Here is a 12,186-nt window from a genome sequence, read left to right on the forward strand (position 1 = left end):
ACCGACAACGGCATCCAGTTCACAAACCGCAAACAGGATCGCTATGCGATGGAGCACATCTTCGACCGGGTCTGCTCGGAGCACGGGATCGAGCATCGCCTGGCAAAGGTGAACCATCCCTGGACCAATGGCCAGGTCGAGCGCATGAACCGCACGCTCAAGGAAGCGACCGTCAAGCGCGACCATTATGAGGCACACGCTCAACTCGAAACCCACCTCGGCGACTTCATCGCAGCCTACAATTATGCGCGTCGCCTCAAGACGCGGCAGGGCCTAACGCCATTCGAGTTCATCTGCAAAATCTGGACAAGAGAGCCAGAAAGATTCACTGTCGATCCAACCCATAACACGCTGGGACTAAACACCTAGCGCCCGAGCGCGGCTTTCATATCAGGCTCGGGGAAACAGGTGGCGCGTCGGCCGGTGCTTTCCTGCCAGCGCCCGATGGACCGGCGGGTCTTGAAGCCCGGCAAACCGTCGGCACCGCCCACGTCATGGCCCATGGCGATCAGCGCGCGCTGCATGGTGGCGATGTCGGATCGGTACATCTTGCCGGTATCGCGCCACCGCCCGATCAAATCGCCCATCCCGTACTGGATGCGGTCGCCCACATGGCCGACGAACAGCGCGTATAGATCGCTCATGTTGTAGTCTTTCAGCACATAGAAATTTGGCGTGACGATAAACGCGGGCCCGTTGGTTCCGGCTGGCATCAAAAGCGCTGCCTCGCCCTGTAACTCGCTGGCGGGAAAGGGTTTCGCGCCGATGCGCTGAATGCCCATATCGACCCAGTCGGCCACCGGGCGCCCCTGGTCCGGCCCCTCCAGCGTGCAGGAGACCTGCGGCGGGACCATCACCTCGAAGCCCCAGTCGCGCCCTGCCTGCCAGCCATGCGCCGCAAGGTAGGTGCCGATCGACGCGATGGTGTCGGAGTCGGAATTCCAGATGTCAGCGCGCCCGTCGCCATCGCCATCCGCAGCATAGCGCAGAAAGCTGGACGGCATGAACTGGGGTTGGCCCAACGCGCCCGCCCAACTGCTTTTCATGGCGCGGGGCGCCACATGCCCGGCCTGCGCGATTTGCAGCGCGGCGAGCAGTTCACCAGTGAAATAAGGCGCGCGGGTGGACATGAAGCCCTTGGTGCCCAGCACCTGAAACGCATCGTATCTGATCGGCACGCGGCCATAGCCGCTTTCGCGCCCCCAGATCCCAAGGATGATGCGCCCCGGCACCCCGGTCGCCCGTTCCACCCGGCCAAGCACCGCATGATGCGTGCGCGCCATCTGCCGGCCCACAGAGGTCGCGGCATCCATGCTGCCCCGGCTGAAATATTTCGACGGGGCGCCGAATTCCGCCTGTCGCTGCGCTTTGGGCACGACGCGCACCGTGCCCGGCGGCACCAGATCCGGCAAATCCCAGTTCAGCGAAACGCCTTGGAACGCGGTCTGGAAAGTCTGGCGCGACACGCCGTTGGCACGGGCGTGGGGCCAGATGGTCTGTTCCAGCCAGCCGCGAAACTGGCGCTCGACTTTGGGGCGGTTCTGCGCCGTGGCAGGGGCTGCGAACAGGCACAGCAGCAGGGCAAGGCGAAGCATCATCATCATCGGGCGATCAAATCGCGCCCGGCCCCCAAAGGCCACCGTTTCCTTGCGCCACACGCTGATTTTTTGCCTAGGCGTTCCGGTCCATCGCGGCGCGCCAGTGCCTGCGACACAGCGAGACATAGGTTTCGTTGCCCCCGATTTGCACCTGCGCGCCGTCGGCCACGGCCCGGCCTGCCGCGTCCTGCCGAATGACCATGGTGGCCTTGCGCCCGCAATGGCAGATGGTGCGAACCTCGCGCAGCGTGTCCGCCAGCGCCAGAAGCACCGCAGAGCCCGGGAAAAGCTGGCCACGGAAATCGACCCTTAGCCCATAGGCCATCACAGGGATGCGCAGGTCATCGGCGACGCGGGCCAGTTGCCAGACCTGCGCTTCGGTCAGGAACTGTGCCTCGTCGACGAAGATGCAGGCAAGCCCGCGCTGCTGTTGTTCGGCGTCGATGCGGGCAAACAGATCGTCGCTGGGGGTGAACACATCCGCCGGTCGGCCCAGGCCGATTCGGGACCCGATGCGGCCCTCGCCGGCGCGGTCGTCCAGGCGGGCGGTGAGCAGATACACCTCCATCCCGCGCTCGCCGTAGTTATGCGCCGCCTGTAGCAGCAGCGTCGACTTTCCGGCATTCATGGTGGAGTAGTTGAAATAGAGCTTGGCCATGACAGCGCTCAGTGCCGCAGCTCTGGCGTTCGTGCAAGGCGGCAGTTGCGCCATGCGGGGAAAACCGGGGCGGACGAACCGCTGCATCGGGGGAGCATAAGAATGCTCCCGGTGAGCGGGAGCATTCAGGGCTCGAACCATACGAAAAACAACCTGTCCGCGAAGGGTATAATACCTGAAAGCGGGCGTGAGCCCGAAAAACACCAAATCGGTGTGGACGGTGCCTGGCGGCGCATCCTCTGGCTTACTAATCGTACATAATTATAGCACGGAAGCGCCCGCTTCCCGAGAGTGATTTGTGTCGGCTGCCCAGGAGACGACGGGCGATCCAAGAAATAATCCGCCCGAATGCGGCCGGCGACATGCGGCGTTCTCGTCATGCGTGCGGGCTGGTTGGCGCCCGCAACGCTACGCTGCGAATCGCCGTCTCAGGCCAGTCGTCCCCACAGGTCGTATTCCCCCGCCTCGTCCACCTCGACCGTCACGATGTCGCCCGGAGACAGCGATTCGTGTCCTTCATCGATAAACAGATTGCCGTCGATTTCGGGCGCGTCGGCCCTGGTGCGGCAGGTGGCGGCATCGTCTTCGACCAGATCGACGATCACGTCGATGCGTTGGCCGACCCTTGCGGCCAGCTTGGCCTCGGAAATCGCCTGGGCCTTTTCCATGAACCGGTCCCAACGTTCTTGTTTCAGCTCCTGGGGGACGTGATCGGGCAAGGTGTTGGACCGCGCGCCATCGACGTTTTCGTATTGAAAACAGCCGACGCGGTCCAGCTGCGCCTCATCCATCCAGTCGAGAAGGGTCTGAAATTCCGCTTCGGTCTCGCCGGGATAGCCGACGATAAAGGTCGAACGCAGCACGATGTCGGGGCAATCGCGGCGCCAGGCCGCGATTTCATCCAGCGTGCGTGAGGCGGCGGCGGGGCGGGCCATGCGGCGCAGCGTGTCGGGGTGGGCGTGCTGGAACGGAATGTCGAGATAGGGCAGGATGCCCCCGCCAAGCGCCGCGGATTCCGCCATCAGCGGGATCAGTTCGCGCACATGCGGATAAGGATAGACGTAGTGCAGCCGCACCCAGGCGCCGAGGCTGCCAAGGTCGCGCGCCAGCGGCAGGATCGGCGCCTTGTGGTCGCGGCCTTTCCAGTCGGTGCCATAGGCGCTGGTGTCCTGACTGATGACCAGCAGTTCCCTGACGCCGGCCTCGACCAGCTTTTCCGCCTCGCGCATCACCGCGCGGTGCGGCCGCGATGCCAGTTTCCCGCGCATGTCGGGGATAATGCAGAACTTGCAAGTGTGGTTGCAACCTTCTGATATTTTTAGGTAACTGTAGTGTCTCGGAGTCAGGGAAACACCCGATGCGGGCAGTAGATCGACAAAGGGATGCGGGCTGGGCGGCACCGCGTCATGCACCGCATCCAGCACCTGTTCGTACTGGTGCGGGCCGGTCACCGCCAGCACGCGGGGATGCACGCCGGTGATGTAATCGGGTTCGGCCCCCAGACAGCCGGTCACGATCACGCGACCGTTTTCGGACAGCGCCTCGCCGATGGCCTCAAGGCTTTCGGCCTTGGCGGAATCGAGAAAACCGCAGGTGTTCACGATCACCGCATCGGCGCCGGTATAGTCGGACGAAATGCCGTAGCCTTCGGCGCGCAGCCGGGTCAGGATGCGTTCGCTGTCCACCAGCGCCTTGGGACAACCCAGCGAGACCATGCCGATGGTCGGCTGGCCGTCACGTTTCGTTTCGGTGATGCGGGCGCGCGCGAGGTCCGGGCGCAGGTCAGGAGGATTCTGCATGGCGCGCATATAAGCCAGCGCGCGGCTTCGCGAAAGCCCGCGCTTGACCTCGGGCTGTTCCGAACGATTTTAAGCCTGTCTTAAGATTCAACGAACACGCCGCCGGGACTTGCCTGGCCGATGCGATCCGCGCATCGGCCGGTTCAGACCACAGGACGGCCCAGGAAAGATACCCGATGATCGCACTTCCCAGATTTCGTCTTGCCATGGCGGCCCCGCTGTTGGCGGCAGGGCTGGTTTCGGCTTGCGCCTACACGCCGACCGCGACCCTGCCCCTGATGCCGAAGATCAGCCCTGAAACGCGGGCGATGTACGCGGCCACCACCGATGGCGGGTTCGAGGTTGCCGCCGTGGACGACGAATACCTGTCCGAGGAAAAGGCCCGGCAGCTGGTCGATTATTACGCGCCCTACGCGGCGGGCACGATCGTCGTCGATCCGGGGGCAAAGTTCCTGTACCATCTGCAAGGCGACAATCGGGCGATGCGCTACGTCGTTGCCGTCGGCGCCGCAGGGCACGATTTTTCGGGCGAGGCGACGATTCCGTTTCAGCGTGACTGGCCCTACTGGACCCCGACGCAGAATATGGTCAGGCGCGACCCCGAAACCTACGGTCCGGTGCGCAACGGGCTTCCCGGCGGGTTGGAAAACCCGTTGGGCGCGCGGGCGCTGTATCTGTACAAGGGCGGGCGCGACACGCTGTACCGGATTCACGGCACACCGTCGCCCTGGACGGTGGGGCACGCCACATCGTCGGGTTGTATCCGCATGTTCAATCAGGACGTCATCTACCTTGCCGATCAGGTTGCCAAGGGCACCAAGGTGGTCGTGCTGACCAAGGATGAGGCCAACCGCTGGACCTCGCCCGACAACATGGCGGGGGCGCCGATTCCCGACACGGATCTGAACGGCGCGGCGGGATGACGCTGACGCGCAGGGCGCTTCTGGCGGGATCGGGGGCAGCGGGGCTTGGCGCCGCGCTGCCGCTTCATGCGCAGGGGCTGACGGTCGAGGGCGTGCTGCGCGACCCCGACGCCCCGGTGCTGGGCAATCCGCAGGGCGATGTCACGCTGGTCGAATGGTTCGACTATCAGTGCGTGTTTTGCAAGGCGATGTTCCCGGACCTGCTGGCCCTTGTGGCCGAGGACGGGGGCATCCGGCTCGTGCTCAAGGACTGGCCGATCTTTGGCGCGGCCTCGCTGCGCGCCAGCAAGATCGCCCTGGGGGCGCATGGGCTGGGGATGTACCAGCCGGTGATGGCGGCGCTGATGCAAACCGTGGGGCGGCTGACCGACGCGCGGGTGGATCGGGCGGTCTCGGGCGTCGTTCCGGCGGACAAGGCGCTGGCCCGTTACGCGCAAAACCGCACCACCTGGGATGCGCTGCTGGAACGCAACAGCCAGCAGGCCGCCGGGCTGGGCTTCGCTGGCACGCCCGGCATCGCGGTTGAAACCACGATCTACGACGGTGCGCTGGACAAGGCGGCGCTGCGCGATGCGGTGGCGATGGCACGGCGGGGCTGAGCGGGCTTAAGGCTGGGTTAAGGCCGGGCTGGTGACACACGGGACCAGGGGCCGAAAAACGCCCTGTTGCACATCAAAGGAGCCCACATGACCAAGATCCTTTCGCGCAGATCCGCACTATCGCTCGCAGGCGCGGCCGGGGCCGCGCTGCTGCTGCCCGCAGCCGCCCGCGCCCAGGGCGCGCCGGGCACGTTGAGCCGCCGCAATATATCGAGCTTTGCCATGCAGCGCTGGCGCGACCATTTCGACAGGCTGGGCAAGGGCGTCGTGGTGGCCGACACCACGTCGCGGGCGCTGCATTTCTGGGATGCGACGGGCGAGGATTACCGGATCTATCCGACCTCGGTGCCGCTGACGGATGAGCTGACCAAGCGCGGCTATACCACAATCGTGCGCAAGAAGGTGGGGCCAAGCTGGACGCCGACCGCCTCGCAAATGGAGCGCTATCCCGATTGGAAGCCGGTGCCGCCGGGCCCGGACAACCCCTTGGGCACGCACGCGATGTACCTTGGCTGGCCCGCCTATATCATCCACGGCACGCATGACACGCGCAAGATCGGGCGGCGGTCTTCGGATGGCTGTATCGGGCTGTATAACGAGAAAATCGCCGAGTTGTTCGAACTGTGCCCCGTTGGCACGCAGGTTCGCGTGATCTGAGGCCCCTCAAGGGGGCGCCCGGCCGTGCGGGCCGGGCGTCTGCGCCACTATCGTGTTCGACTGGTCCGATATTGGTACGGGCGGTGGGGCTCGAACCCACACTTCCTTTCGGAAATCGGATTTTGAATCCGACGCGTCTACCATTCCGCCACGCCCGCATATGCGTTCTGATCTAGCCAAGGCGGCGGGCTGCGTCCAGCGGGAAAATCCAATCTTCCGCCCGACGACTGCGATCACGCTTTGTGCCGGGCACTGGCAAAGGTGCGCCGCGTGATATAGGTTCACCCCTGAACCATCACACTTCGTGAGGACATTACGTTGCGCGATCTCAAGATTCCGACCCAGCGTCACCCGGAAAAGGCGCACCGAAAGGACAACCCGCAGCCCAAGAAACCCGACTGGATTCGGGTCAAGGCGCCGGTGGGCAAAGGCTATCAGGAAACCCGTCGCATCATGCGCGAGCACAAGCTTGTCACCGTGTGCGAAGAGGCCGGTTGCCCCAATGCGGGCGAATGCTGGAATCAGGGTCACGCCACCATGATGATCATGGGCGACATCTGCACCCGCGGCTGTTCGTTCTGCAACATCGCCACGGGTCGCCCCGAAATGCTGGACGTGTTCGAACCGGGGCGGGTGGCGGATGCGGTGCAAAAGCTGGGGCTGAATCATGTGGTCATCACCAGCGTGGATCGCGACGATCTGGAAGACGGCGGTGCGGTGCATTTCGCGCAGACCATCCGGGCCATCCGTCACCGGTCTCCGGACACCACGATTGAAATCCTGACGCCGGATTTTCTCAAGTGTTCCAATGATGTGCTGAAGGTCGTGGTCGACGCGAAACCCGATGTGTTCAACCATAACCTTGAAACGGTGCCGGGGCTTTACCCGTCGGTCCGTCCGGGGGCGCGCTATTTCCACAGCCTGCGCCTGCTGCAACGGGTCAAGGAACTGGATGCGTCGATCTTTACCAAATCCGGCATCATGGTGGGCCTTGGCGAAGATGCGCAATCGGTGCGTCAGGTGATGGACGACATGCGCGCCGCCGATGTGGATTTCCTGACCATCGGGCAGTATCTGCAGCCCAGCCCCAAGCATCATGCGGTGGATCGGTTCGTCACGCCCGACGAGTTTGCGAGCTATGAAAAATCTGCCTATGGCAAGGGGTTCCTGATGGTATCGGCGACCCCGCTGACGCGGTCCAGCTACCACGCGGGCGATGATTTCGCCCGCCTGCGCCAGGCGCGCGAAAAGACGCTCGCCGGAGCCTGAAGATTCATCTCCGCCGGAAACGAGAGGGGCCGCCGCGTGCGGCCCTTAGACGTTTTCAGGGGCGCCGGTGCGCGCCAGAACCGTGTTCAGAACATGCACCCGGATGGCCGATGCCAGCCCGACCTCGACGCCGCGCGCCTCGTCGATTTCGGCGGCGAGCGCGTTCAGCGCCTTGCCTTCGGCCTTGGCGATCTTGCGGAACTCGTCCCAGAATTCCGCTTCCAGCGACACAGAGGTGCGGTGGCCCCGCAGGCTGAGAGAGTGTTTGACCGGGCGCCGGCTCATGCGTCGGGCTCGTCAGTGACCTTGTGGCCGTCAAGTCCGCGTTCGGCCTGATCGGTTCGGGCGCGGTCCAGCGCCTTGTCCGCCTTGCTGCGCCCGAAGCGGACGGCATTGGCATCGGCCGTCGCGCGTTTTGTGGCACGGGCCTTGTCCTTGCGGAAACGGTTGAGATTTACAGGCGTGGTCATGCCCCACCATAGCGCCTCGCGCAAACGCCCGAAAGATCCGACATCGCGGCGATCACGTCATGGCGAGGATTGGCCCATCGAGCACCGCGGCCCGCGTGCCTAAAAATCCCTGGGGCGGGGCAGGACGGGTGGGACCCGAGGTGATCGCGACCCTATGCCCGCGCCTTTGCTGAAGGGAGAGCAGCTGACCGCCGCAGCCGCGCACGGCCTGAGCGAGCCAACCCCATGGCCCATGCCCAACCGCCTGAGCGCCGCGACCGGGGCGCTGACCCGGCGTTCGGCCACGATCGGGGCGCCGCCGAATCGGCCACCGGTGCGCAGCATTCGCTGTGGTGCGCAAGGTTCGCGCCATTTTGCGATGGACAGGGTGCCGGCCCAGATCGCGGGTGCGGGCGGGGATCGAGATCCCCTGCGGGGTGCCCGGCCCGTCGCGCGCAAGGCGGCGGCAACTCTCGCCCGTGTAGCCGGTTTTGGTGCTGCGTCCGGCATATGGGGCGATCTGGCGGAACACAGGCAGCCGCCCGCCGGGATCGGCGACCATCAGGCGCAACAGCGCGTTCCGGTCCCATTGCCCGACGCGGCCCATTCCCCGGTGGCGGCGCCTGATGCGCGTTACAGACCGGCGCGCAACCCGCCAAAGTCCGCGCGGCCCCGCGTTGCCGGCAGCGCTCCGGCGCGGGGATGCTGCCCCGCGCCGGTCACATCGGTCACTTCGGGCCGATCATGTCCTCGGGACGGACGACGCGGTCAAAGGTTTCCTCGTCGACATAGCCAAGCGCGACGGCTTCTTCGCGCAGGGTGGTGCCGTTCTTGTGGGCGGTCTTGGCCACTTTGGTGGCGGCATCGTAGCCGATGGTCGGGGCCAGCGCCGTCACCAGCATCAGCGATTCCTTCATCAGCTTTTCGATACGCGCCTCGTTGGCCTGAATGCCGGACACCATGTTGTCGGTAAAGGCCGACGCGGAATCGCCCAGAAGCTGCATGGCTTGCAGCACGTTGTAGCTCATCATCGGGTTATAGACGTTCAGCTCGAAATGGCCCTGGCTGCCGGCGAAGCCGATGGCGGCATCGTTGCCCATGACATGGGCGCAGACCATGGTCAGCGCCTCGGCCTGGGTCGGGTTGACCTTGCCCGGCATGATCGAGCTGCCCGGCTCGTTTTCCGGCAGGATCAGTTCGCCCAGACCCGACCGGGGGCCGGAGCCGAGCAGACGGATGTCGTTGGCGATCTTGAACAGCGACGCGGCCACGGTTTTCAGCGCGCCCGAGAACATCACCATGGCGTCATGCGCTGCCAACGCTTCGAACTTGTTGGGCGCGGTGACAAAGGGCAGGCCGGTGATTTCGGCCATATTCGCGGCCACGGCTTCGCCCCAGCCCTTTTTGGTGTTCAGGCCGGTGCCGACGGCGGTGCCGCCCTGCGCCAGTTCATAGATGTCGGGAAGGCAGGCGTTGACGCGCTCGATCCCCTTGCGCACCTGATGCGCGTAGCCCGAAAATTCCTGGCCCAGCGTCAGCGGCGTCGCATCCTGCGTATGGGTGCGGCCGATCTTGATGATGTCCTTGAACTCGGCGCTTTTTGCCTCAAGAGCGGCGGCCAGCTTTTCCAGACCCGGCAGCAGCACATCGCGCGCCTGCATCCCGATGCTGACGTGCATCGCCGTCGGGAAGGTGTCGTTGGACGACTGGCCCATGTTGCAATGATCGTTGGGATGGACGGGGGTTTTCGAGCCCATTTCGCCGCCGAGCATTTCGATGGCGCGGTTGGAAATCACTTCGTTGGCGTTCATGTTCGACTGGGTGCCCGACCCGGTCTGCCACACCACCAGCGGGAAGTTGTCGTCGAACCTGCCCTCGATCACCTCGGTCGCGGCGGCGATGATGGTATCGGCCAGTTGCGCATCCATCGACCCGTTGGCCTTGTTCGCCATGGCGCAGGCTTTCTTGACCACACCAAGCGCGCGGATGATCGGCACGGGTTGCTTTTCCCAGCCGATGGGAAAGTTCATGATCGACCGCTGGGTCTGGGCGCCCCAGTACTTGTCTGCGGGGACTTCAAGCGGTCCGAAGCTGTCGGTTTCGGTGCGGGTCTGGGTCACGATGGCCTCCTGAGATCGCTGCTGCGCAATCTCTTACCCCGCAGGCTGCGAAAGGCAAGGCTGTATACCAAGGGATACCGTTAACATCCCGCCGAAATCGGTTCCCCGGCATGCGCGCGGCAGAGATGGGGTCAGGCCCGCACAAGGGGTCAGGGCTTGCGGAAACTGTCAAGCCGCACGACCTCCGCATCCTGGCGACCGGCGGTGCCGCCGTCTTCGGGGCCGCCTTCGGGGGGGCGGGGGTCGTCTTCGTCTTCGTCGTCCTCGTCGTCATGCGTTTCAAAGCGCAGTCCGAATTCCACGGACGGATCGACGAAGGTTTTGATCGAATCATACGGGACATACAGCCGCTCGGGCGATTCGCCAAAGCTGAGGGTCACCGAAAACCCGTCTTCGGTGACCTCCAGCGCGTCATAGCGATGCTGAAGCACCACCGTCATCTCGCCGGGATAGCGGTCCGAAAGCCAGTCAGCGATTTCCACGTCCGGGTGCTGTGTGTCGAAGGTGATGAAGAAGTGATGCTCGCCCGGCAACCCGTGCGCCGCAATGTCGGTCAGCACGTTATGGATAAGCCCGCGCATCGCGCGATGCATGAGATTTCCGTAGTCGATGCCGACGGCCATGGCGCAGATCCTTGTAGTCTTTCGCTGTACCTTATTCGATTCGACAGCGAGGGAAAGGCCATCGGGCCGAAAAACCGCTCCGCTGTTTCAGCCAAGCCACCAGCCAACGGCGCCCGTGACAGCCAAAGTCAGCGGCACCGAGCGCCGCAGCACGAGCAACAGCAGCGCCGCAAGGGCGGCAAGCCAGAGCGCGTTTATCCGCAGTGAATCCGGCACCGGCAGAGTGGCGACAAAGGGCGCCCGCGCCGGCAGGGTTTCGGCAAAGAACACATGCAGGGCGAACCATAGCGACAGGTTGGCGATCACTCCCAGAACGGCGGCGGTGATCGCCGACAGCGCCGATTGCAGGCGCGGGCGCGTCAGCATCCGGTCCAGGTGCGGCGCAAAGGCAAAGATCCACAGAAAGCACGGCAGGAAGGTCATCCACAGCGTCAGCGCCGAGGCGGCGGCGGCCAGGCGCCACCCCCCGGCCTGTTGTCCGACAAGCTGCCCGGCGAACTGGGTGACAAGGATCAGGGGGCCGGGCGTGGTTTCGGCCAGACCCAGCGCATCGACCATCTGTTCCGGCGTCAGCCAGCCGCGAAGTTGCACCATGTCCTGCGCCATCCAGGCCAGCACCGCATAGGCACCGCCAAAGGACATAACCGCCAGCTTGGCGAAAAACAGCGACAGATCGAACAGCAGCTGCTGGCCTGTCAGCGCCAGCAGCGGCAGGGGCAGCAGCCACGCCCCGGCCCACAATGCCAGCTGCGCAAGCCCCGGCCCCGTTCGGGGGGCGGCAGCGGCGGATACCGTCTGCGCGGCCTGCCGCAGCCAGCCCCAGGTTCCTGCCACCAGAATGACCAGCGGAAACGGCGCCCCGAACAGGAACAGCGCGATCAGGGCGCTGCCCGCGATGATGATTTCCGTGGGGCCGTCCAGCGCCCTGACGCTCAGCCGGGTCATCGCCTGCACGACGATCACGATCACCGTGGCCTTGATGCCAAGCATCAGCGCCTCTGTCCGGGGGGCCTCGCCCCAGGTGGCATAGGCCGCCGCGAGCAGGGCAATCAGCACCGCGCCCGGCAGCACGAACAGCGCGCCCGCGATCAGCCCGCCAACCGTGCCGCGCAGCCGCCACCCGGCCCAGGTCGCAAGCTGCATTGCCTCGGGGCCGGGCAGCAGCATGCAAAAACTGAGCGCGGACAGGAACTGCTTTTCGCTGAGCCAGCCGCGATCATCGACCAGCACCCGGTGCATGAGCGAGATCTGCGCGGCGGGCCCGCCAAAGCTGAGCAGGCCGATGCGTGCGAAGCTGCGCAGGAAGGTCGGGAAATCGGGCGTCGGGATATTGGACATGACTGGCCTTTGGCGTCTTTGCGTGACGATAGCGTGACAGGTTCAGCCGGTCACGCCCGAGAGTTCACGCAGCATCTTGCGGCGCGCCGTTTCGCCGGGGTCAAATCCGCGTGCGGCCGTGGCAAAGCCGTGCCGCGCGACAACCCTGCGCCG

The 12,186-nt window shown here is 64.9% G+C and carries 13 protein-coding genes and 1 tRNA gene; 5 read left to right on the forward strand and 9 right to left on the reverse strand.

From position 1 onward, the window contains the following. Positions 1 to 369 (forward strand): integrase core domain-containing protein (locus ATI53_RS18620; protein WP_146609961.1); only part of this gene is annotated, 369 nt, incomplete at its 5' end. On the opposite strand, the gene ATI53_RS18625 is transcribed toward ATI53_RS18620, so the two are convergent. The 3 genes from ATI53_RS18625 to rimO all read right to left on the reverse strand — a co-directional run bounded on the left by ATI53_RS18625 (position 366) and on the right by rimO (position 4,064). Then, positions 366 to 1,598, reverse strand: coding sequence for a lytic murein transglycosylase (locus tag ATI53_RS18625; RefSeq protein WP_111551091.1), 1,233 nt, complete (start codon positions 1,596 to 1,598; stop codon positions 366 to 368). The two genes, ATI53_RS18620 and ATI53_RS18625, sit on opposite strands and share 4 nt — an antisense overlap. A gap of 73 nt (positions 1,599 to 1,671) precedes the next feature. Then, the gene (locus ATI53_RS18630; RefSeq protein ID WP_111551080.1) at positions 1,672 to 2,256 is read right to left on the reverse strand and encodes a thymidine kinase; all 585 of its coding nucleotides are present in this window, start codon (positions 2,254 to 2,256) and stop codon (positions 1,672 to 1,674) included. 428 nt (positions 2,257 to 2,684) lie between these two features. Then, positions 2,685 to 4,064: a 30S ribosomal protein S12 methylthiotransferase RimO gene (gene rimO / locus ATI53_RS18635; RefSeq protein WP_111551081.1), complete on the reverse strand. Its 1,380-nt coding sequence runs from the start codon at positions 4,062 to 4,064 to the stop codon at positions 2,685 to 2,687. A gap of 167 nt (positions 4,065 to 4,231) precedes the next feature. On the opposite strand from rimO, the gene ATI53_RS18640 reads away from it, so the two are divergent. The 3 genes from ATI53_RS18640 to ATI53_RS18650 all read left to right on the forward strand — a co-directional run bounded on the left by ATI53_RS18640 (position 4,232) and on the right by ATI53_RS18650 (position 6,234). Beyond that, positions 4,232 to 4,978 (forward strand): L,D-transpeptidase, encoded by a 747-nt coding sequence (locus ATI53_RS18640; RefSeq protein WP_111551082.1) that lies wholly within the window; start codon positions 4,232 to 4,234, stop codon positions 4,976 to 4,978. Next, positions 4,975 to 5,577 (forward strand): DsbA family protein, encoded by a 603-nt coding sequence (locus ATI53_RS18645; protein ID WP_111551083.1) that lies wholly within the window; start codon positions 4,975 to 4,977, stop codon positions 5,575 to 5,577. The genes ATI53_RS18640 and ATI53_RS18645 overlap by 4 nt, the downstream gene beginning before the upstream one ends. Before the next feature lie 87 nt (positions 5,578 to 5,664). Continuing rightward, entirely contained in the window at positions 5,665 to 6,234 is a 570-nt protein-coding gene (locus ATI53_RS18650) for a L,D-transpeptidase (RefSeq protein WP_009504547.1), read from the forward strand. A 72-nt stretch (positions 6,235 to 6,306) separates the two neighbouring features. Here the strand turns inward: ATI53_RS18650 and ATI53_RS18655 are convergent. Then, positions 6,307 to 6,392, reverse strand: a tRNA-Leu gene (locus ATI53_RS18655). Positions 6,393 to 6,552: 160 nt separating this feature from the next. Here ATI53_RS18655 and lipA point away from each other — a divergent pair. After that, positions 6,553 to 7,503, forward strand: coding sequence for a lipoyl synthase (lipA, locus tag ATI53_RS18660; protein ID WP_009504546.1), 951 nt, complete (start codon positions 6,553 to 6,555; stop codon positions 7,501 to 7,503). Positions 7,504 to 7,548: 45 nt separating this feature from the next. Here the strand turns inward: lipA and ATI53_RS18665 are convergent, their stop codons facing one another. The 5 genes from ATI53_RS18665 to chrA all read right to left on the reverse strand — a co-directional run bounded on the left by ATI53_RS18665 (position 7,549) and on the right by chrA (position 12,033). Continuing rightward, on the reverse strand, positions 7,549 to 7,788 hold the full coding sequence (locus tag ATI53_RS18665) for a ribbon-helix-helix domain-containing protein (protein WP_009504545.1): 240 nt from the start codon (positions 7,786 to 7,788) through the stop codon (positions 7,549 to 7,551). After that, a complete protein-coding gene (locus tag ATI53_RS18670; RefSeq protein ID WP_009504544.1) occupies positions 7,785 to 7,973 on the reverse strand; it encodes a DUF4169 family protein in 189 nt (62 codons plus the stop codon). The genes ATI53_RS18665 and ATI53_RS18670 overlap by 4 nt, the downstream gene beginning before the upstream one ends. Before the next feature lie 707 nt (positions 7,974 to 8,680). Next, entirely contained in the window at positions 8,681 to 10,072 is a 1,392-nt protein-coding gene (gene fumC / locus ATI53_RS18680) for a class II fumarate hydratase (RefSeq protein WP_009504542.1), read from the reverse strand. 149 nt (positions 10,073 to 10,221) lie between these two features. Then, the gene (locus tag ATI53_RS18685) at positions 10,222 to 10,695 is read right to left on the reverse strand and encodes an SspB family protein (RefSeq protein WP_009504541.1); all 474 of its coding nucleotides are present in this window, start codon (positions 10,693 to 10,695) and stop codon (positions 10,222 to 10,224) included. Between the two features lie 87 nt (positions 10,696 to 10,782). Continuing rightward, on the reverse strand, positions 10,783 to 12,033 hold the full coding sequence (chrA, locus tag ATI53_RS18690; protein WP_111551085.1) for a chromate efflux transporter: 1,251 nt from the start codon (positions 12,031 to 12,033) through the stop codon (positions 10,783 to 10,785). Positions 12,034 to 12,186: the final 153 nt, after the last annotated feature.

The organism is Salipiger aestuarii (assembly GCF_003259905.1).
In the GTDB taxonomy this organism is placed as follows: Bacteria; Pseudomonadota; Alphaproteobacteria; order Rhodobacterales; family Rhodobacteraceae; genus Salipiger; species Salipiger aestuarii.

Bases quoted from the DNA above. Each gene is read 5' to 3' on its own strand.
- ATI53_RS18625 (WP_111551091.1), bottom strand. From the start codon at position 1,598: ATGATGCTTCGCCTTGCCCTGCTGCTGTGCCTGTTCGCAGCCCCTGCC.
- ATI53_RS18630 (WP_111551080.1), bottom strand. From the start codon at position 2,256: ATGGCCAAGCTCTATTTCAACTACTCCACCATGAATGCCGGAAAGTCG.
- rimO (WP_111551081.1), bottom strand. From the start codon at position 4,064: ATGCGCGCCATGCAGAATCCTCCTGACCTGCGCCCGGACCTCGCGCGC.
- ATI53_RS18640 (WP_111551082.1), top strand. From the start codon at position 4,232: ATGATCGCACTTCCCAGATTTCGTCTTGCCATGGCGGCCCCGCTGTTG.
- ATI53_RS18645 (WP_111551083.1), top strand. From the start codon at position 4,975: ATGACGCTGACGCGCAGGGCGCTTCTGGCGGGATCGGGGGCAGCGGGG.
- ATI53_RS18650 (WP_009504547.1), top strand. From the start codon at position 5,665: ATGACCAAGATCCTTTCGCGCAGATCCGCACTATCGCTCGCAGGCGCG.
- ATI53_RS18665 (WP_009504545.1), bottom strand. From the start codon at position 7,788: ATGAGCCGGCGCCCGGTCAAACACTCTCTCAGCCTGCGGGGCCACCGC.
- ATI53_RS18670 (WP_009504544.1), bottom strand. From the start codon at position 7,973: ATGACCACGCCTGTAAATCTCAACCGTTTCCGCAAGGACAAGGCCCGT.
- ATI53_RS18685 (WP_009504541.1), bottom strand. From the start codon at position 10,695: ATGGCCGTCGGCATCGACTACGGAAATCTCATGCATCGCGCGATGCGC.
- chrA (WP_111551085.1), bottom strand. From the start codon at position 12,033: ATGTCCAATATCCCGACGCCCGATTTCCCGACCTTCCTGCGCAGCTTC.